The sequence below is a fragment of the Pseudomonas sp. genome, from assembly GCF_032058845.1.
In the GTDB taxonomy this organism is placed as follows: Bacteria; Pseudomonadota; Gammaproteobacteria; order Pseudomonadales; family Pseudomonadaceae; genus Aquipseudomonas.
In genome coordinates this window covers 1-17,198 of sequence record NZ_DAMCCR010000043.1, presented here as the reverse complement: position 1 = coordinate 17,198, position 17,198 = coordinate 1, and the positions used below count along the sequence as shown (strand labels likewise).

Annotated in this window: 23 protein-coding genes; 1 reads left to right on the top strand and 22 read right to left on the bottom strand. The window is 58.4% G+C overall.

What is annotated here, in order from left to right:
• Positions 1 to 92 precede the first annotated feature (92 nt).
• The 3 genes from RT028_RS10410 to RT028_RS10400 form a co-directional block, all read right to left on the bottom strand.
• Positions 93 to 986, bottom strand: a complete 894-nt coding sequence (locus RT028_RS10410) for a LysR substrate-binding domain-containing protein (protein ID WP_312934686.1) — start codon at positions 984 to 986, stop codon at positions 93 to 95.
• A 337-nt stretch (positions 987 to 1,323) separates the two neighbouring features.
• Positions 1,324 to 1,896, bottom strand: a complete 573-nt coding sequence (locus tag RT028_RS10405) for a single-stranded DNA-binding protein (protein WP_312934685.1) — start codon at positions 1,894 to 1,896, stop codon at positions 1,324 to 1,326.
• A gap of 9 nt (positions 1,897 to 1,905) precedes the next feature.
• A complete protein-coding gene (locus tag RT028_RS10400) occupies positions 1,906 to 3,297 on the bottom strand; it encodes an MFS transporter (RefSeq protein WP_312934684.1) in 1,392 nt (463 codons plus the stop codon).
• Positions 3,298 to 3,426: 129 nt separating this feature from the next.
• Here RT028_RS10400 and uvrA point away from each other — a divergent pair, with 129 nt between their 5' ends.
• Positions 3,427 to 6,261 (top strand): excinuclease ABC subunit UvrA, encoded by a 2,835-nt coding sequence (gene uvrA / locus RT028_RS10395; protein ID WP_312934682.1) that lies wholly within the window; start codon positions 3,427 to 3,429, stop codon positions 6,259 to 6,261.
• A gap of 69 nt (positions 6,262 to 6,330) precedes the next feature.
• Here uvrA and bfr read toward each other — a convergent pair whose 3' ends face one another.
• From bfr to rplN, 19 genes are all read right to left on the bottom strand, one after another.
• A complete protein-coding gene (gene bfr / locus RT028_RS10390; RefSeq protein WP_312934681.1) occupies positions 6,331 to 6,795 on the bottom strand; it encodes a bacterioferritin in 465 nt (154 codons plus the stop codon).
• Positions 6,796 to 6,959: 164 nt separating this feature from the next.
• Positions 6,960 to 8,399, bottom strand: a complete 1,440-nt coding sequence (locus tag RT028_RS10385; protein WP_312934679.1) for a catalase — start codon at positions 8,397 to 8,399, stop codon at positions 6,960 to 6,962.
• Positions 8,400 to 8,568: 169 nt separating this feature from the next.
• Positions 8,569 to 8,955, bottom strand: coding sequence for a 50S ribosomal protein L17 (gene rplQ, locus RT028_RS10380; RefSeq protein ID WP_028695417.1), 387 nt, complete (start codon positions 8,953 to 8,955; stop codon positions 8,569 to 8,571).
• Between the two features lie 42 nt (positions 8,956 to 8,997).
• On the bottom strand, positions 8,998 to 9,999 hold the full coding sequence (locus RT028_RS10375) for a DNA-directed RNA polymerase subunit alpha (RefSeq protein ID WP_296269207.1): 1,002 nt from the start codon (positions 9,997 to 9,999) through the stop codon (positions 8,998 to 9,000).
• A 22-nt stretch (positions 10,000 to 10,021) separates the two neighbouring features.
• Positions 10,022 to 10,642, bottom strand: coding sequence for a 30S ribosomal protein S4 (gene rpsD, locus RT028_RS10370; RefSeq protein ID WP_312934673.1), 621 nt, complete (start codon positions 10,640 to 10,642; stop codon positions 10,022 to 10,024).
• Positions 10,643 to 10,657: 15 nt separating this feature from the next.
• Complete coding sequence (gene rpsK / locus RT028_RS10365; protein WP_003255454.1) at positions 10,658 to 11,047, bottom strand: 30S ribosomal protein S11; 390 nt, start codon at positions 11,045 to 11,047, stop codon at positions 10,658 to 10,660.
• 18 nt (positions 11,048 to 11,065) lie between these two features.
• Positions 11,066 to 11,422, bottom strand: a complete 357-nt coding sequence (rpsM, locus tag RT028_RS10360; protein ID WP_012316515.1) for a 30S ribosomal protein S13 — start codon at positions 11,420 to 11,422, stop codon at positions 11,066 to 11,068.
• A 130-nt stretch (positions 11,423 to 11,552) separates the two neighbouring features.
• Positions 11,553 to 11,669, bottom strand: a complete 117-nt coding sequence (gene rpmJ, locus RT028_RS10355) for a 50S ribosomal protein L36 (protein ID WP_002555468.1) — start codon at positions 11,667 to 11,669, stop codon at positions 11,553 to 11,555.
• 27 nt (positions 11,670 to 11,696) lie between these two features.
• Positions 11,697 to 13,028: a preprotein translocase subunit SecY gene (gene secY / locus RT028_RS10350; protein WP_312934671.1), complete on the bottom strand. Its 1,332-nt coding sequence runs from the start codon at positions 13,026 to 13,028 to the stop codon at positions 11,697 to 11,699.
• Complete coding sequence (gene rplO / locus RT028_RS10345; RefSeq protein WP_312934669.1) at positions 13,029 to 13,463, bottom strand: 50S ribosomal protein L15; 435 nt, start codon at positions 13,461 to 13,463, stop codon at positions 13,029 to 13,031.
• A gap of 3 nt (positions 13,464 to 13,466) precedes the next feature.
• Positions 13,467 to 13,643 (bottom strand): 50S ribosomal protein L30, encoded by a 177-nt coding sequence (rpmD, locus tag RT028_RS10340; protein WP_029614570.1) that lies wholly within the window; start codon positions 13,641 to 13,643, stop codon positions 13,467 to 13,469.
• 2 nt (positions 13,644 to 13,645) lie between these two features.
• Positions 13,646 to 14,146, bottom strand: a complete 501-nt coding sequence (gene rpsE / locus RT028_RS10335; RefSeq protein WP_003255465.1) for a 30S ribosomal protein S5 — start codon at positions 14,144 to 14,146, stop codon at positions 13,646 to 13,648.
• A gap of 3 nt (positions 14,147 to 14,149) precedes the next feature.
• The gene (rplR, locus tag RT028_RS10330) at positions 14,150 to 14,500 is read right to left on the bottom strand and encodes a 50S ribosomal protein L18 (RefSeq protein WP_312934667.1); all 351 of its coding nucleotides are present in this window, start codon (positions 14,498 to 14,500) and stop codon (positions 14,150 to 14,152) included.
• Between the two features lie 10 nt (positions 14,501 to 14,510).
• Complete coding sequence (rplF, locus tag RT028_RS10325) at positions 14,511 to 15,044, bottom strand: 50S ribosomal protein L6 (protein ID WP_060478898.1); 534 nt, start codon at positions 15,042 to 15,044, stop codon at positions 14,511 to 14,513.
• Between the two features lie 12 nt (positions 15,045 to 15,056).
• Positions 15,057 to 15,449 carry a 30S ribosomal protein S8 gene (rpsH, locus tag RT028_RS10320; protein ID WP_312934664.1) on the bottom strand — a complete coding sequence of 131 codons (393 nt, stop codon included), beginning with the start codon at positions 15,447 to 15,449 and terminating at the stop codon, positions 15,057 to 15,059.
• Between the two features lie 209 nt (positions 15,450 to 15,658).
• Positions 15,659 to 15,964 (bottom strand): 30S ribosomal protein S14, encoded by a 306-nt coding sequence (gene rpsN / locus RT028_RS10315; RefSeq protein ID WP_312934663.1) that lies wholly within the window; start codon positions 15,962 to 15,964, stop codon positions 15,659 to 15,661.
• A gap of 13 nt (positions 15,965 to 15,977) precedes the next feature.
• Positions 15,978 to 16,517: a 50S ribosomal protein L5 gene (rplE, locus tag RT028_RS10310; protein WP_023535025.1), complete on the bottom strand. Its 540-nt coding sequence runs from the start codon at positions 16,515 to 16,517 to the stop codon at positions 15,978 to 15,980.
• A gap of 20 nt (positions 16,518 to 16,537) precedes the next feature.
• Positions 16,538 to 16,852, bottom strand: coding sequence for a 50S ribosomal protein L24 (rplX, locus tag RT028_RS10305; protein WP_016393392.1), 315 nt, complete (start codon positions 16,850 to 16,852; stop codon positions 16,538 to 16,540).
• An 11-nt stretch (positions 16,853 to 16,863) separates the two neighbouring features.
• Positions 16,864 to 17,198: 50S ribosomal protein L14 (rplN, locus tag RT028_RS10300; protein WP_312934661.1), on the bottom strand; the 335-nt coding region annotated here is incomplete at its 5' end.

Below are 17,198 nucleotides of genomic sequence, written 5' to 3'. Positions count from 1 at the left end.
GTGCCCTCCTGGAGCGTGTGGGTTCAGGTGGGATGACGGTAGCAAGGCCTGGGCGGTCGAGGGAGCCAGGCGACGTGTGCCGAAGCAGTAGCTCAGCTACTGCCTGCCTGTTCCCTGAACCACTGCGCCACCACCTGCAGGCCATACGCGCTGCGCATCCTGTGCGGCCACACCAGGTAGAAGCCTTTGTTCACCGTCAGTTGCAGCGTGAACACCTGTACCAGCCGCCCTGCCTCGATGTCCTCGCTGACGAATGCCGCGGTGGCCAAGGCAATTCCCTGGCCGCCAATGGCTGCCTCGATCGCCAGCGACGTCTGGTTGAAACGCAGGTGCTTGGCCGTCAGCGACGCATGATCGGGAAACAACGTGGCGGTGAAGGCTGGCCAATGGTCATGGGCGTCATGCAACAGGGCAAAGCGTTGCAGGTCTTCGACGCAGGTGGGGCGCTGTCGCGCCTTGAACAGCATCGGGCTTGCCACTGCAATAATGCGCTGCTCGAACAGACATTCGACGTTCAAGCCCGGGCCGAACGCGGGCGCCCCGTAACGCACGGCAATGTCGACGCCATCGGTGTGGAAATGCGAAATCCGGTCAGTGGCCAATACGCGTAGATCGATGTCCGGATAACGCTCGGAAAAATCCCCCAACCGTGGAATCAGCCACCGCGAGGCGAAGCTTGGGGTAACGCTGACCGTGACGTGCAAGGGCTCGGGCGTCAGCAAACGGGTCGCCTCGTCGATCATCGACAACGCGCTGCGAACGCTGCCGCTATAGGACCGGCCAGCATCGGTCAGCGCCAGGCCGCGCGGCATGCGCGTGAACAAGCGGATGGCCAGCTTGGCCTCCAATCCTCTGATCTGCTGAGCGACGGCCGCCTGGGTGACGCCCAGCTCTTCGGCCGCCAGGCGAAAATTCAAATGGCGTGCGACGACCTCGAAGATGCGCAAGGCGTTAAGCGGTGGCAGGGTTGGGAAACCTGAGGGCATGGCGCAGTGGTTCGCTAGGGAGGTGAAGCGTTGGCGGTTACGGGGCACGGCCGCTGCTGCGAGTGATGCCACACGTGTTGCCCGCTGCTGTTGATCTGAATATCGTTATCCGTTGGCGCGCTGGCCAGCTGGATGGCGGGGTGTTTCATGAGGCCGGTCAGCCTGAAGCTGATCAGCTTGGCAAGGTGCCGTGACACCGGGTTGAGTCAGTTCGGCCCTGCCGTGGCAGGAGCACAGTTGGAAAATGTAGCCGCACTGCTCGTGAATCGCACACAAAAAAAGCGAAGCCAGATTCATGGCTTCGCTTTTTGTGTTTACGGTTCTGCGGCGCTGCGGGTCAGAACGGAATATCGTCATCGAAACTGTCGAAATCCGCCGCTGGCTGCTGCTGAGCCGGCTGCTGTTGCTGCTGTTGCTGGGCAGGACGCTGCGGCGCTTGCTGCGGGCGCTGGGCTTGTTGGCGCGGCGCCTGGTTGTATTGTTGCTGCTGGCCGTTGTTATCCTGATTGTACTGCTGCTGGCCACCACCCTGGTTGTAGCCGTCGTTACCACCTTGCTGACCTTGAGGGCGACCGCCCAGCAGCTGCATGGTGCCGTTGATGTCGACGATGATCTCGGTGGTGTAGCGCTTGACGCCGTCCTTTTCCCACTCACGGGTCTGCAGCTTGCCTTCGATGTAGCACTGCGAACCTTTGCGCAGGTACTCGCCAGCGATTTCGGCAACTTTGCCGAACAGCGACACACGGTGCCACTCGGTACGCTCGACCTTCTGGCCCGATTGCTTGTCGGTCCACTGCTCGCTGGTGGCCAGGCTCAGGTTGGTCACGGCGTTACCGTTGGGCAGGTAGCGGACTTCGGGATCCTGACCACAGGTACCGACCAGAATGACTTTGTTAACCCCACGGGCCATAACGTTCTCCTAGGCGTCGCACGCCGATGGTGCTGGATTGACCAGCCGTTCAACGGTCGTGCGATCCAAAATTTTCGTATCCAGTTTGATATAGATGGCAGCTTCATCTGCCACCACCACGGCGTCGGTCACACCCGGGACAGCCATGAGGCGCTCGGCCAACCCGGCGTCACGCGTTGCAGCCGGCGTCAGCGGCAGGCGCAGGCTGGTCACATAGGGCGGCTCGTTCATGCCCACGGCACTGATCAGCCACACCACACACAACGCTGCACACCCGAGAAACACAACGCTCAAGCCACCGTGCTGGAACAGCCAGCCACCGAGGATGCCTCCCAGCGCGGCGCCGAGGAACTGGCTGGTGGAATACACCCCCATGGCCGTTCCCTTGCCGCCCGCAGGCGACACCTTGCTGACCAGTGAAGGCAAGGACGCCTCCAGCAGGTTGAACGCTGTGAAGAATATCACGGTGCCGATGACCAGTCCGTGCAAGTTGTCAGCCCACTGCCAGAAGAACACCTCCACCAGCAACAGCACACTGACCGCCCCAAGCAACACGCGCTTCATCTTGCGCTTCTTCTCGCCGTAGATGATGAACGGCACCATTGCGAAAAATGAGATGAGCAACGCGGTCAGGTATACCCACCAGTGTTCTTCCTTGGGCAGACCCGCCCCGACATAGGCCAGCGGCAAGGCGATGAAGCTGGCCATGAGGATGGCGTGCAGGACGAAGATGCTCAGGTCCAGCCGCAGCAGGTCGGGGTGGCGCAGGGTCGGGCCCAGAGCCTGCCGGGCGACCCCCGATTCGCGGTGCGTCAGCGCGGTGTGCGCATTGGGTACCACGAAGGCGACGATGCCCAGGCCAATCACCGCGAGCGCGGCCGTGGCGAGGAAAAGGCCTGACAGGCCGAAGGCACTTGTCAGCAGCGGGCCGACGACCATGGCCACTGCGAACGACAGGCCGATGCTCATGCCGATCATGGCCATCGCCTTGGTCCGATGCTGTTCGCGGGTCAGGTCCGACAGCAGCGCCATCACCGCCGCGGAGATCGCTCCGGCGCCCTGCAACACGCGCCCGAGGATCACCCCCCAGATGGAGTCGGCCTGCGCCGCCAGCACGCTGCCCAGGGCAAACACCAGCAGGCCGAGGTAGATCACCGGGCGGCGCCCGATGCGGTCGGAAATCATCCCGAAAGGGATCTGCAGCACGGCCTGGGTCAATCCGTAGGCACCGATTGCCAGACCAATCAGGGCCGGCGTTGCGCCCGCCAGATCCATCCCGTAGGTCGCCAGCACCGGCAATACCATGAACATGCCCAGCATGCGGAAGGCGAAGACCAGGGCAAGCCCGCCAGCAGCGCGCGTCTCAGTGCCACTCATGCGTTCGCTATGGGTGTCGTGCATGGATAAACCTCGTGTGAACCGGCAGCGATTCTATCAGTCGGACCGCTTATGGGCATATACGCGACGCTTTGCCGCGTGATGGCACGGCGCCGTATACTTCTTCGTTTATGCCCGCCAAGCGAGGCTGCAGTGGACAAGATCCTGATTCGTGGGGCACGAACCCACAACCTGAAAAACATCGACCTGACCCTTCCACGAGACAAACTGATCGTCATCACCGGGCTTTCCGGTTCTGGCAAGTCCTCACTGGCCTTCGACACCCTCTATGCCGAGGGGCAACGTCGCTATGTGGAATCACTGTCGGCCTACGCCCGTCAGTTCCTGTCGATGATGGAAAAGCCTGACGTCGATACCATCGAAGGCTTGTCACCGGCTATCTCGATCGAACAGAAATCCACCTCGCACAACCCTCGCTCTACCGTCGGCACGATCACCGAGATCTACGATTACCTGCGCCTGCTCTACGCCCGCGTAGGCACCCCTCGCTGCCCGGATCACGACATTCCGCTGGAAGCGCAGACCGTCAGCCAGATGGTCGACCTGGTGCTCGATCAACCTGAAGGCAGCAAGCTGATGCTGCTTGCGCCGGTGATCCGTGAACGCAAGGGTGAGCACCTGGCGGTCTTCGACGAGCTGCGCGCTCAAGGCTTCGTACGCGCGCGGGTGAACGGCAAACTGTACGAGCTCGATGAACTGCCCAAGCTCGACAAACAGAAAAAACACAGCATCGATGTGGTGGTCGACCGCTTCAAGGTGCGCGCCGACCTGCAGCAGCGCCTGGCCGAGTCATTCGAGACGGCGCTGAAGCTGGCAGATGGCATCGCCCTGATCGCCCCGATGGATGACGAGGCCGGTGAGGAAACCATCTTCTCGGCACGCTTCGCCTGCCCGATCTGCGGCCACGCGATCAGCGAGCTGGAGCCCAAGCTGTTCTCCTTCAACAACCCGGCCGGCGCGTGCCCGACCTGTGACGGCCTGGGGGTGAAGCAGTTCTTCGACATCAAGCGTCTGGTCAACAACGAGCTGACCCTTGCCGAAGGCGCAATACGCGGCTGGGACCGGCGCAACGTGTACTACTTCCAGATGCTCGGATCGCTGGCCAAGCAGTTTGGCTTCAGCCTCGACGAGCCCTTTGGCGAGCTCTCTGCAGAGCACCAGAAGGTCATCCTGCAGGGCAGCGGCAAAAACAATGTCGACTTCAAGTACCTGAATGACCGTGGCGACATCGTCAAACGCTCGCACCCTTTCGAGGGCATCGTGCCGAACCTCGAGCGGCGCTACCGCGAGACGGAATCCTCGACCGTGCGCGAAGAGCTGGCCAAGTTCCTCGGCACACAGCCCTGCCCCGACTGCCGCGGGACCCGCCTGCGTCGTGAGGCGCGGCACGTGTGGGTTGGCGAGAAGACACTGCCGGCGGTCACCAACATGCCCATCGGCGATGCCAGCGGTTATTTCGCCGAGCTGACCCTGACCGGTCGCCGTGGCGAGATCGCCGCGAAGATCCTCAAGGAAATCTGTGAGCGCCTGCAGTTTCTGGTCAACGTCGGTCTCGATTACCTGACCCTGGACCGCAGTGCGGAAACCCTGTCCGGTGGTGAGGCGCAGCGCATCCGCCTGGCCAGCCAGATTGGTGCAGGCCTGGTGGGGGTGATGTACATCCTCGACGAACCCTCCATCGGCCTGCATCAGCGCGACAACGACCGCCTGCTGGGGACGCTGAATCACCTGCGTGACTTGGGCAACACGGTGATCGTGGTCGAGCACGACGAGGATGCCATCCGCCTGGCCGACTACGTGGTCGACATTGGCCCTGGTGCTGGCGTGCATGGCGGCCAGATCGTGGCAGAAGGGACGCCGGCCGAAGTCATGGCCCACCCCGACTCGCTGACCGGCAAATACCTGTCCGGGCGCAAGAAGATCGCCGTGCCGGCCAAACGCACGCCGCGCAACAAGAAGCTGTCACTCAAGCTCAAAGGCGCGCGCGGCAACAACCTGCAAAACGTCGACCTCGAACTGCCGATCGGCTTGCTGACCTGTGTGACCGGGGTCTCGGGCTCGGGCAAGTCCACCTTGATCAACAACACGCTGTACCCGCTGGCCGCAGCGGCATTGAACGGCACGACCAGCCTCGAGGCTGCAGCGCATTCGAGCATGGACGGCCTGCAGCACCTGGACAAAGTGGTGGACATCGACCAGAGCCCGATCGGTCGAACCCCCCGCTCCAACCCCGCCACCTACACCGGACTGTTCACGCCCATTCGCGAACTGTTTTCCGGCGTGCCCGAATCACGCTCGCGCGGCTATGGGCCGGGCCGTTTCTCGTTCAACGTCAAAGGTGGGCGTTGCGAGGCGTGCCAGGGCGATGGTCTGATCAAGGTTGAAATGCACTTCCTGCCGGACATCTACGTGCCGTGCGACGTATGCAAGAGCAAGCGCTACAACCGCGAGACGCTGGAGATCAAGTACAAGGGCAAGAACATTCACGAAGTGCTGGAGATGACCATCGAAGAAGCACGTGAGTTCTTCGATGCGGTGCCTGCGTTAGCCCGCAAACTGCAAACGCTGATGGACGTGGGGCTGTCCTACATCAAGCTGGGACAATCCGCGACCACCCTTTCGGGCGGTGAAGCGCAGCGAGTGAAACTGTCGCGCGAGCTGTCCAAGCGTGACACGGGCAAGACACTCTATATCCTCGACGAACCCACAACCGGCCTGCACTTCGCCGATATTCAGCAGTTGCTGGACGTACTGCACCGCCTACGCGATCACGGTAATACCGTGGTGGTCATCGAGCACAATCTGGACGTGATCAAGACGGCTGACTGGCTCGTCGATCTGGGCCCTGAAGGGGGCTCCAAGGGCGGCCAGATCATTGGCAGCGGTACGCCTGAGGAATTGACCAAGCTTAAACAGTCCTACACTGGTCATTACCTGAAGCCATTGTTGGAGCGTGATCGGGCTTGATACTCTGCCAGTAACGAAAAAGCCCCGCCAGGTAGTCTGGCGGGGCTTTTCGTTATCAGTCAGACAGACTTACAGCTGCGACTGCAGGTAGTTCTGCAAACCAATCGATTTGATCAGACCCTGCTGCTTTTCCAGCCAGTAGGTGTGATCTTCTTCAGTGTCGGCCAGTTGCAGCTTGAGGATGTCACGGCTGACATAGTCGTTGTGCAACTCACACAGCTCGATACCCTTGCACAATGCGGCACGCACCTTGTATTCGAGGCGCAGATCGGCAGCGATCATTTCAGGCACGGTGGTGCCGACATCGAGATCGTCTGGACGCATGCGCGGCGTGCCTTCGAGCATCAGGATGCGGCGCATGAGGGCATCGGCGTGTTGTGCCTCTTCTTCCATCTCATGGTTGATACGCTCGAAGAGCTTGGCGAGGCCCCAGTCTTCATACATGCGCGAGTGAATGAAATATTGATCACGTGCTGCCAGTTCGCCCGTCAGCAACGTGTTGAGATAATCGATTACGTCCGGGTGACCTTGCATCGACCTGATACTCCCTGAGTGATAGCGGTATAGGCCATAGTGTGAACCACGACAGGTCCAAGGTCACTGAAAAACAGAATAAAGATTGCAAAAAAGTGGGTAAACAGTAGTGATATTCATTGAAAAACCGCCCAAATGAGGGCGGTTATTCTTATCATTACGACTTAACTGATATTGCGCTTCAACGCCTTCGCAAGGCCTTCACCATATTCGCGATCAGCTTCGAAGAAATACTGCAACTGCCGCTCCAGTACATCATCACTGACACCCGCCATCGTGCCGGCAATCGTATCGATCAACAGCGCTTGCTGCTCGCGCGTCATCAGCCGGAACAGGGCACCTGCCTGGCTGAAGTAATCGCCGTCAACGCGGTGATCGTGACGGTCCGCTGACCCGTTGAGCGCCAGCGCAGGCTCGGCATGCCGCTCGGACTGCTTGGGCGCCTCGCTGTAGCTGTTTGGCTCATAATTCGGCGCTGCCCCGTACGCGCCCTGGGCCATTGCACCATCGCGCTGGTAGCTGTTCACGGCGCAACGCGGCGTGTTGACAGGCAGTTGCTGGTGGTTGGTGCCCACTCGATAGCGGTGCGCATCGGCGTAGGCAAATACGCGCCCCTGCAGCATGCGGTCAGGCGACAGCCCTACCCCTGGAACCATGTTGCTTGGGCCGAAGGTGGCTTGCTCGACTTCGGCAAAATAATTGAGCGGGTTGCGGTTGAGTTCGAGCACGCCCACTTCGATTAACGGGAATTCCTTCTGCGACCAGGTTTTCGTGACATCGAACGGGTTTTCCACACGATTGGCCGCTTGCTCCTCGGTCATCACCTGAATGTAGGCGGTCCACTTGGGGAAGTCGCCACGTTCGATGGCCTCGAACAGGTCGCGTTGGGCATAGTCAGGATCCGTGCCGGCCAGGCGCGCGGCGTCTGCGGGCGACAGGTTCTTGATACCTTGCTGGGTCTTGTAGTGCCACTTGACCCAGGTGCGCTGGCCTGAGGTGTTGATCAGGCTATAGGTATGGCTACCGAAGCCATGCATGTGGCGGTACCCATCTGGGATGCCCCGGTCGGAGAAGAGGATAGTGATCTGATGCAAGGCCTCCGGTGAGTGCGACCAGAAGTCCCACATCATCTGAGCATTTTTCAGGTTGCTCTGCGGGTGCCGTTTCTGGGTGTGAATGAAATCAGGAAACTTCAGCGGGTCGCGAATGAAGAACACTGGAGTGTTGTTGCCAACGATGTCCCAGTTGCCTTCTTCGGTGTAGAACCTCAGCGCAAAGCCACGCGGGTCGCGCTCGGTGTCAGCAGATCCACGCTCACCGCCGACGGTCGAAAAGCGCAGGAAGGTCTCGGTTTGCTTGCCAACGTGCTCGAACAGACGAGCGCTGGTGTAGCCGGTGATGTCTCGGGTCACGGTGAAGGTGCCATAGGCACCGGATCCCTTGGCGTGCACACGGCGCTCCGGGATGTTCTCACGGTTGAAATGGGCGAGCTTCTCGATGAGGTGGAAGTCGTCGAGCATCAGCGGGCCTCTGGGCCCTGCCGAACGGGAGTTCTGGTTGTCTGCTACCGGTGCACCGCTGGCGGTGGTGAGAATGGTGCTCATGGGCTCTCCTTGACGAGTTTCTAGCCGACTGACGGGCTTGAACAGGAGTATGCCGACACGAGATTAGTAGCTCTAATTAATTAGGGCTTTGATAACGATAGGCTTCGACAATAATTGGAACACAAAAAAACCGGACACTAGGTCCGGTTTTCTTGAACAGACTGACGTCTTATTCAGCAGCTTCTACAGCACCGCCGACAGGACGATCAACCAGCTCGACATACGCCATAGGCGCATTGTCGCCAGCGCGGAAGCCGCACTTCAGGATGCGCAGGTAGCCGCCCTGACGAGTGGCGTAGCGCTTGCCCAGATCGTTGAACAGTTTGCCAACGATGGCTTTCGAACGGGTACGGTCGAATGCCAGACGACGGTTGGCAACGCTGTCTTCCTTGGCCAGGGTGATCAGCGGCTCGGCAACGCGACGCAGTTCTTTGGCTTTCGGCAGGGTAGTTTTGATCAACTCGTGCTCGAACAGCGACACCGCCATGTTTTGGAACATGGCTTTACGGTGAGAGCTGGTACGGCTCAGGTGACGTCCACTTTTACGATGACGCATGATTCATTCCTTACCAAACACTACGTTCGGTGGTTACGACGATCAGGCAGTCGCCTTGTCGTCTTTCTTAAGACTTGCAGGCGGCCAGTTGTCGAGGCGCATGCCGAGAGACAAACCACGTGAAGCCAGAACGTCCTTGATTTCAGTCAGGGACTTCTTGCCGAGGTTAGGAGTCTTCAACAGCTCTACTTCGGTACGCTGAATCAGGTCGCCGATGTAGTAGATGTTCTCCGCCTTCAGGCAGTTGGCCGAACGTACGGTCAGTTCAAGGTCGTCTACCGGGCGCAGCAGGATCGGATCGATCTCGTCTTCCTGCTCAACCACGACCGGCTCACTGTCACCTTTGAGGTCGACGAATGCAGCCAACTGCTGTTGCAGGATGGTTGCAGCACGACGAATAGCCTCTTCAGGATCCAGAGTACCGTTGGTTTCCAGATCGATGACCAGCTTGTCCAGGTTGGTACGCTGCTCAACACGGGCGTTCTCGACCACATAGGCGATACGACGCACCGGGCTGAACGAAGCGTCCAGTTGCAAGCGGCCAATGCTGCGGCTTTCGTCTTCGTCAGTCTGACGGGAGTCGGCCGGCTCGTAACCGCGACCACGAGCTACGGTGAGCTTCATGTTCAAGGCGCCGTTGGACGCCAGGTTCGCGATTACGTGATCGGGATTGACGATCTCGACATCATGATCCAGCTGAATATCGGCAGCGGTAACCACCCCCGAACCCTTTTTCGACAAGGTCAGCGTAACTTCGTCACGACCGTGCAGTTTGATAGCCAGGCCTTTCAGGTTCAACAGGATTTCAATGACATCTTCCTGTACACCTTCGATCGCGGAGTACTCATGGAGTACGCCCTCGATCTCGGCCTCGACTACCGCACAGCCAGGCATAGAGGACAACAGGATGCGGCGCAGCGCGTTGCCCAGGGTATGGCCAAAACCGCGCTCGAGAGGCTCGAGCGTGATCTTGGCGCGGGTAGGACTGACAACCTGCACATCGATGTGGCGGGGTGTCAGGAACTCATTTACCGAAATCTGCATGGATGCACCTATTTTCTAGCCCTTACTTGGAGTAGAGCTCGACAATCAGGTTTTCGTTGATGTCGGCGGACAGGTCACTGCGAGCAGGAACGTTCTTGAAAACGCCCGATTTCTTAGCAGTGTCAACGTCGACCCACTCAACTCGGCCACGCTGGGCGCACAGTTCAAGGGCTTGAACAATGCGCAGCTGGCTCAGCGATTTCTCGCGAACCGAGACCACGTCACCCGGACGAACTTGGTAGGATGGAATGTTCACAGTCTTGCCGTTGACGCTGATCGCTTTGTGCGAAACCAGCTGGCGGGATTCGGAACGGGTAGAACCGAAGCCCATACGGTAGACGACGTTATCCAGACGGCACTCGAGCAGTTGCAGCAGGTTCTCACCAGTAGCGCCTTTTTTCGAGGCTGCTGCTTGGTAGTAACCGCGGAACTGACGCTCCAGAACACCATAGATACGACGAACTTTCTGTTTCTCGCGCAGCTGGGTACCGTAGTCGGACTGACGGCCACGGCGCTGGCCGTGGATACCTGGGGCTGCTTCGATGTTGCACTTCGATTCCAGAGCGCGAACGCCGCTCTTCAGGAACAGGTCAGTGCCTTCACGGCGAGACAGTTTGCATTTTGGACCAATGTAACGTGCCATTTATCTGTCTCCTGATTACACGCGGCGCTTCTTCGGCGGACGGCACCCGTTATGCGGGATTGGCGTCACGTCGGTGATGCTGGCGATCTTGTAGCCGCAGCTGTTCAAAGCACGAACGGCGGACTCACGACCTGGACCTGGACCCTTGACGTTGACGTCGAGGTTCTTAAGACCGTATTCCAGCGCAGCTTGACCAGCACGCTCGGCAGCAATCTGGGCTGCGAACGGGGTGGATTTGCGTGAACCACGGAAACCGGAACCACCGGAGGTCGCCCAGGACAAAGCATTGCCCTGACGGTCGGTGATGGTCACGATAGTGTTGTTGAAAGACGCATGGATGTGGGCGATGCCATCAACCACTGTCTTTTTGACTTTCTTACGAGGACGAGCAGCAGGTTTTGCCATGTCTATATTCCCGGGCGGTTACTTGCGGATCGGCTTACGCGGACCCTTACGGGTGCGTGCGTTGGTCTTGGTGCGCTGACCGCGAACCGGCAGACCTTTACGATGACGCAGGCCGCGGTAGCAACCCAGGTCCATCAAGCGCTTGATCTTCATGTTTACGTCACGACGCAGGTCACCTTCGGTGGTGAACTTCGCGACTTCGCCACGCAGGGTTTCGATTTGCTCGTCGCTCAGATCCTTGATCTTTGCGGCTGGATTCACGCCAGCGTCTGCGCAAATTTTCTGCGCAGTAGTGCGACCGACACCATAGATGTAGGTCAGCGAGATAACAGTATGCTTGTTATCTGGAATGTTTACGCCTGCAATACGGGCCATTCAGTGGGACTCCAATTGACAGCTACCTACGCCCCGGAAGCCAAGAAATAGGGCGCGAGATAATATCGCTGTAGAAACGATTAATCAACCCAGCAGCGCACTAGCTGCTGGGCTTAAAGCACAATCACACTCAGCCTTGGCGCTGTTTGTGACGCGGTTCCGCGCTGCAGATCACTCGCACGACACCTTCGCGGCGAATAATCTTGCAGTTACGGCACAGCTTTTTCACCGATGCACGAACTTTCATTACCGACTCCTCGACCTTAGGGGCCTATCAGCGCAGCAGACTGCTGCCGCCATAGCCTTTCAGGTTGGCTTTCTTCATCAGGGATTCGTACTGGTGCGAAACGAGGTGCGATTGTACTTGCGACATAAAGTCCATCACAACCACTACCACGATCAGCAACGAGGTCCCGCCAAGGTAGAACGGTACGTTGGCCGCCACCACCAGGAACTGGGGCAACAAGCATACGGCCGTCATGTACAGAGCACCGAACATGGTCAAGCGGGTCAGAACGCCATCGATATAGCGCGCGGACTGCTCACCGGGACGGATACCCGGAATAAAGGCACCGGACTTCTTCAGGTTTTCCGCTACGTCTTTCGGGTTGAACATCAGCGCTGTGTAGAAGAAGCAGAAGAAAATGATCCCTGCACTAAACAGCAGAATGTTCAACGGCTGACCAGGAGCGATCGACTGCGAGATGTCCTGCAGCCAGCCCATACCTTCAGACTGACCGAACCAGGCACCCAGCGAAGCCGGGAACAGCAGAATGCTGCTGGCGAAAATGGCCGGGATTACCCCTGCCATGTTCACCTTGAGCGGCAAGTGGCTGGTCTGCGCAGCGAAGACCTTGCGGCCCTGCTGACGCTTGGCATAGTGAACGGCAATACGCCGCTGACCACGCTCGATGAACACCACGAAACCGATGATCGCTACTGCCAGCAACCCGATTGCAACCAGAGCGAAGATATTGATATCGCCCGTACGCGCAGACTCGAAGGACTGCCCGATTGCTCTCGGAAGACCGGCAACGATACCCGCGAAGATCAACATCGAGATACCGTTGCCCACACCGCGCTCAGTGATCTGCTCGCCGAGCCACATCATGAACATTGCGCCCGCCACGAACGTGGAGACGGCAACCACATGGAAGCCAAGCCCTGCAGAAAACGCCACGCCCTGATTGGCCAGACCAATGGACATGCCAATGGCCTGGACCAACGCCAGGATTACAGTGAGGTAGCGGGTGTACTGGCTGATCTTGCGACGGCCAGCTTCACCTTCCTTCTTCAACTGCTCCAGCTGAGGACTGACAGCGGTCATGAGCTGCATGATGATCGATGCCGAAATGTACGGCATGATCCCCAGTGCAAAGATGCTCATGCGCTCCAGCGCACCGCCGGAAAACATGTTGAACAAGCTAAGAATGGTCCCCTCATTCTGCCGAAACAGATCCGCCAAACGGTCGGGATTGATGCCAGGCACCGGGATATGTGCGCCGATCCGATAGACGATGATCGCCAGAAACAGAAAGCGCAGACGAGCCCAGAGTTCCGACATCCCGCCCTTACCGAGCGAAGAGAGAGCACCTTGCTTAGCCATTTATTCCTCGAATTTGCCGCCAGCTGCTTCGATAGCCGCACGCGCACCTTTGGTGGCGGCGATACCCTTGATGGTGACTGCACGAGTGACTTCGCCAGACAGCATGATTTTCACACGCTGTACGTTCTGGTTGATCACGTTGGCATCCTTCAAGGATTGCACGGAGACGACATCGCCTTCCACTTTGGCCAGCTCGGACAGACGCACTTCAGCGCGGTCCATGGCTTTCAGCGAAACGAAGCCGAACTTCGGCAGGCGACGGTGAAGCGGCTGTTGGCCACCCTCGAAGCCTGGAGCAATGGTGCCACCGGAACGGGAGGTCTGACCTTTATGGCCGCGGCCGCCAGTCTTACCCAAACCGCTACCGATACCACGACCCGGACGATGTTTCACGGGACGGGAACCCGGCGCTGGACTCAGATCATTGAGTTTCATCGATTAACCCTCGACGCGGAGCATGTAGTAAGCCTTGTTGATCATCCCGCGATTCTCGGGAGTATCTTGGACTTCTACGGTGTGACCGATACGGCGCAGACCCAGACCCTTGACGCACAGGATGTGGTTAGGCAGGCGGCCGGCGGTGCTTTTGATCAGCGTTACTTTAACGGTAGCCATGATCAGAAGATCTCCTCGACGCTCTTGCCGCGCTTGGCAGCAATGGATTCAGGAGATTGCATAGCCTTCAGACCCTTGAAGGTGGCGTAAACCACGTTCACTGGGTTCGTCGAGCCGTAGCACTTGGCCAGGACGTTCTGGACGCCAGCAACTTCCAGGACAGCACGCATTGCGCCACCGGCGATGATACCGGTACCTTCGGAGGCAGGCTGCATGTAAACCTTCGAGGCGCCGTGGGCGGCCTTGGTGGCGTACTGCAGGGTGGTGCCTTTCAGGTCGACCTGAATCATGTTGCGGCGAGCAGCTTCCATGGCTTTCTGGATCGCAGCAGGAACTTCGCGCGACTTGCCACGGCCGAAACCAACGCGACCCTTGCCATCACCTACCACGGTCAACGCGGTGAAGGTGAAGATACGGCCGCCTTTGACGGTTTTAGCTACGCGATTAACCTGAACCAGCTTCTCGATGTAGCCTTCGTCGCGCTTTTGATCGTTATTTGCCATAACTTAGAACTCCAGCCCGCCTTCACGAGCAGCATCAGCCAGCGCTTTGACGCGGCCATGGTACTTGAAGCCGGAACGGTCAAAGGCAACTTGAGATACACCGGCGGCTTTCGCACGCTCAGCAACCAGCTTGCCAACCTTAGTGGCCGCGTCGATGTTGCCGGTGGCGGCATCACGCAGGTCTTTGTCCAAGGTCGAGGCGCTTGCCAGAACCTTGCTGCCGTCTGCCGAGATGACTTGGGCATAAATGTGCTGCGACGAACGGAACACGCAGAGGCGCACGACTTCGAGTTCGTGCATTTTCAGGCGTGCTTTGCGAGCGCGACGCAGTCGAATAACTTTTTTGTCGGTCATTTGCTAGGCCCTACTTCTTCTTGGCTTCTTTACGACGGACGACTTCGTCCGCGTAACGCACACCTTTGCCTTTGTATGGCTCTGGCGGACGGAAACCGCGGATTTCAGCGGCCACCTGACCCACCAGCTGCTTGTCGATACCCTTGATCAGGATGTCGGTCTGGCTTGGGGTTTCAGCGGTGATACCGGCTGGGAGTTCGTAGTCGACTGGGTGAGAGAAGCCCAGGGCCAGGTTCAGGACGGTGCCTTTAGCCTGTGCCTTGTAACCAACACCGACCAGCTGGAGCTTGCGCTCGAAGCCTTGGCTTACGCCCTGGACCATGTTGTTCACCAGAGCACGGGTAGTACCGGCCATGGCGCGAGCTTGCTGGTCACCGTTGCGAGCGACGAAACGCAGCTCACCGGACTCTTCGGTAACTTCAACAGACGAATGAACGTTCAGTTCGAGAGTGCCCTTGGCACCCTTCACCGAAAGCTGCTGGCCGGCGAATTTGACTTCGACACCAGATGGCAGCTTAACGGGGTTCTTAGCGACGCGAGACATGCCTATCCCCCCTTAGAACACAGTGCAAAGCACTTCGCCGCCGACACCAGCAGCACGCGCAGCACGATCAGTCATCACACCCTTGTTGGTGGAGACGATAGATACGCCCAGACCGCCACGAACTTTCGGCAGGTCAGAGACGGATTTGTACTGGCGCAGGCCTGGACGGCTGGAGCGCTTCAGTTCCTCGATGACCGGACGGCCTTCGAAGTACTTCAGTTCGAGGGAGAGCGAAGGCTTGGCTTCACCACTGACTTCGTAGCCAGCAATGTAACCTTCGTCCTTCAACACTTTGGCAACCGCAACCTTCAACGTCGAAGAAGGCATGCTCACGACTGACTTCTCAGCCATCTGGGCATTACGGATGCGAGTTAGCATGTCCGCTAACGGGTCCTGCATACTCATGGGCTAGATGCTCCTGATACAAGAATTATTAGCCTTGCGGCTATCACAACCACCTGAACGGACAGGGCAAATGGCCCGGGCCCAGGTGAGCCGGTCATTCTAGACATAAGACAAAAACGAAACAAGCCCCACGAGGGGGCTTGTTTCGTTACAGCGTCACCGGCGGTCGGAAGGTCTCCCCTCCGACACCAGGTCTCGGCCTGCTGGAATTACCAGCTGGCTTTGACCAGACCCGGTACGTCGCCACGCATTGCCGCTTCACGCAGCTTGTTACGGCCGAGGCCGAACTTGCGGTAAACGCCGTGCGGACGACCGGTCAGGCGGCAACGGTTACGCATGCGCGCAGCGCTTGCGTCACGTGGCTGCTTCTGCAGAGCGACAACGGCAGCGAAACGCTCTTCAGGAGAAGCGTTCAGGTTGACGATGGTCGCTTTCAGCTCAGCGCGCTTCTTAGCGAACTTAGCTACGGTGAGCTGACGCTTCAGCTCGCGGTTTTTCATGCTCTTCTTGGCCATTTTCCTACTCCAATCAGTTGCGGAACGGGAATTTGAATGCACGCAGCAGAGCGCGGCCTTCGTCATCCGAACGAGCAGTGGTGGTCAGGGTAATGTCCAAACCGCGCAGAGCATCGATCTTGTCGTAATCGATTTCCGGGAAGATGATCTGCTCTTTCACGCCCATGCTGTAGTTGCCACGACCGTCGAAGGACTTGGCATTCAGGCCGCGGAAGTCGCGGACACGCGGCAGGGAGATCGCCAGCAGGCGGTCCAGGAACTCGTACATCTTGTCGCTACGCAGGGTCACCTTGACGCCGATCGGCCAGCCTTCACGGACTTTGAAGCCCGCGATGGATTTACGAGCGAAAGTCACAACTGGCTTTTGACCAGTGATCTTTTCCAGGTCGGCAACTGCATGCTCGATGACTTTTTTGTCGCCGATAGCTTCGCCCAGACCCATGTTCAGGGTGATCTTGGTAACGCGCGGGACTTCCATCACGTTCGAAAGCTTAAGTTCATCCTTAAGCTTGGGAGCGATTTCGTTCCGGTAAATCTCTTTCAGTCGTGCCATGGTCTTCTACCTAGCAGTGTTCAAGCATCAACCGCTTTTTGGGTCGACTTGAAGACACGAATTTTCTTACCTTCTTCTACCTTGAAACCAACGCGGTCAGCCTTGTTGGTTTCGCCGTTGAAGATGGCAACGTTGGAAGCGTGCAGAGGCGCTTCTTTCTCGACGATACCGCCCTGAACGCCCGCCATCGGATTAGGCTTGGTGTGGCGCTTGACCAGGTTGACACCACCGATGACCAGACGGTCGTCAGCGAGAACCTTCAGCACCTTACCGCGCTTACCTTTGTCTTTGCCGGCGATCACGATGATCTCGTCGTCACGACGAATCTTTTGCATGTCGGATCTCCTTAGAGCACTTCAGGGGCGAGCGAGACGATCTTCATGAACTTCTCGTTGCGAAGTTCACGGGTCACTGGCCCAAAAATGCGAGTGCCGATCGGCTCTTGCTTGTTGTTCAGCAGAACAGCAGCGTTACCGTCGAAACGAATGATGGAACCGTCAGCGCGACGTACACCGTGACGGGTACGGACAACAACGGCAGTCATCACTTGGCCTTTTTTGACCTTACCGCGAGGAATTGCTTCCTTGACGGTAACTTTGATGATGTCACCGATGCCGGCGTAACGACGGTGAGAACCGCCGAGCACCTTGATGCACATGACGCGACGAGCGCCGCTGTTAT

Excerpts from the sequence above, each read along its gene's own strand:
- rpsD (WP_312934673.1), bottom strand. The coding sequence starts at position 10,642 with ATGGCACGTTACATTGGTCCAAAATGCAAACTGTCTCGCCGTGAAGGC.
- rplX (WP_016393392.1), bottom strand. The coding sequence starts at position 16,852 with ATGCAAAAGATTCGTCGTGACGACGAGATCATCGTGATCGCCGGCAAA.
- secY (WP_312934671.1), bottom strand. The coding sequence starts at position 13,028 with ATGGCTAAGCAAGGTGCTCTCTCTTCGCTCGGTAAGGGCGGGATGTCG.
- bfr (WP_312934681.1), bottom strand. The coding sequence starts at position 6,795 with ATGCAAGGTCACCCGGACGTAATCGATTATCTCAACACGTTGCTGACG.
- RT028_RS10410 (WP_312934686.1), bottom strand. The coding sequence starts at position 986 with ATGCCCTCAGGTTTCCCAACCCTGCCACCGCTTAACGCCTTGCGCATC.
- RT028_RS10385 (WP_312934679.1), bottom strand. The coding sequence starts at position 8,399 with ATGAGCACCATTCTCACCACCGCCAGCGGTGCACCGGTAGCAGACAAC.
- rplF (WP_060478898.1), bottom strand. The coding sequence starts at position 15,044 with ATGTCTCGCGTCGCTAAGAACCCCGTTAAGCTGCCATCTGGTGTCGAA.
- rplO (WP_312934669.1), bottom strand. The coding sequence starts at position 13,463 with ATGAAACTCAATGATCTGAGTCCAGCGCCGGGTTCCCGTCCCGTGAAA.
- rplQ (WP_028695417.1), bottom strand. The coding sequence starts at position 8,955 with ATGCGTCATCGTAAAAGTGGACGTCACCTGAGCCGTACCAGCTCTCAC.
- RT028_RS10400 (WP_312934684.1), bottom strand. The coding sequence starts at position 3,297 with ATGCACGACACCCATAGCGAACGCATGAGTGGCACTGAGACGCGCGCT.
- rpsE (WP_003255465.1), bottom strand. The coding sequence starts at position 14,146 with ATGGCAAATAACGATCAAAAGCGCGACGAAGGCTACATCGAGAAGCTG.
- rplE (WP_023535025.1), bottom strand. The coding sequence starts at position 16,517 with ATGGCACGACTGAAAGAGATTTACCGGAACGAAATCGCTCCCAAGCTT.
- rpmJ (WP_002555468.1), bottom strand. The coding sequence starts at position 11,669 with ATGAAAGTTCGTGCATCGGTGAAAAAGCTGTGCCGTAACTGCAAGATT.
- rpsM (WP_012316515.1), bottom strand. The coding sequence starts at position 11,422 with ATGGCCCGTATTGCAGGCGTAAACATTCCAGATAACAAGCATACTGTT.
- rpsN (WP_312934663.1), bottom strand. The coding sequence starts at position 15,964 with ATGGCCAAGAAGAGCATGAAAAACCGCGAGCTGAAGCGTCAGCTCACC.
- RT028_RS10375 (WP_296269207.1), bottom strand. The coding sequence starts at position 9,999 with ATGCAGATTTCGGTAAATGAGTTCCTGACACCCCGCCACATCGATGTG.
- rpsK (WP_003255454.1), bottom strand. The coding sequence starts at position 11,047 with ATGGCAAAACCTGCTGCTCGTCCTCGTAAGAAAGTCAAAAAGACAGTG.
- RT028_RS10405 (WP_312934685.1), bottom strand. The coding sequence starts at position 1,896 with ATGGCCCGTGGGGTTAACAAAGTCATTCTGGTCGGTACCTGTGGTCAG.
- rpmD (WP_029614570.1), bottom strand. The coding sequence starts at position 13,643 with ATGGCTACCGTTAAAGTAACGCTGATCAAAAGCACCGCCGGCCGCCTG.
- rplR (WP_312934667.1), bottom strand. The coding sequence starts at position 14,500 with ATGACCGACAAAAAAGTTATTCGACTGCGTCGCGCTCGCAAAGCACGC.
- rpsH (WP_312934664.1), bottom strand. The coding sequence starts at position 15,449 with ATGAGTATGCAGGACCCGTTAGCGGACATGCTAACTCGCATCCGTAAT.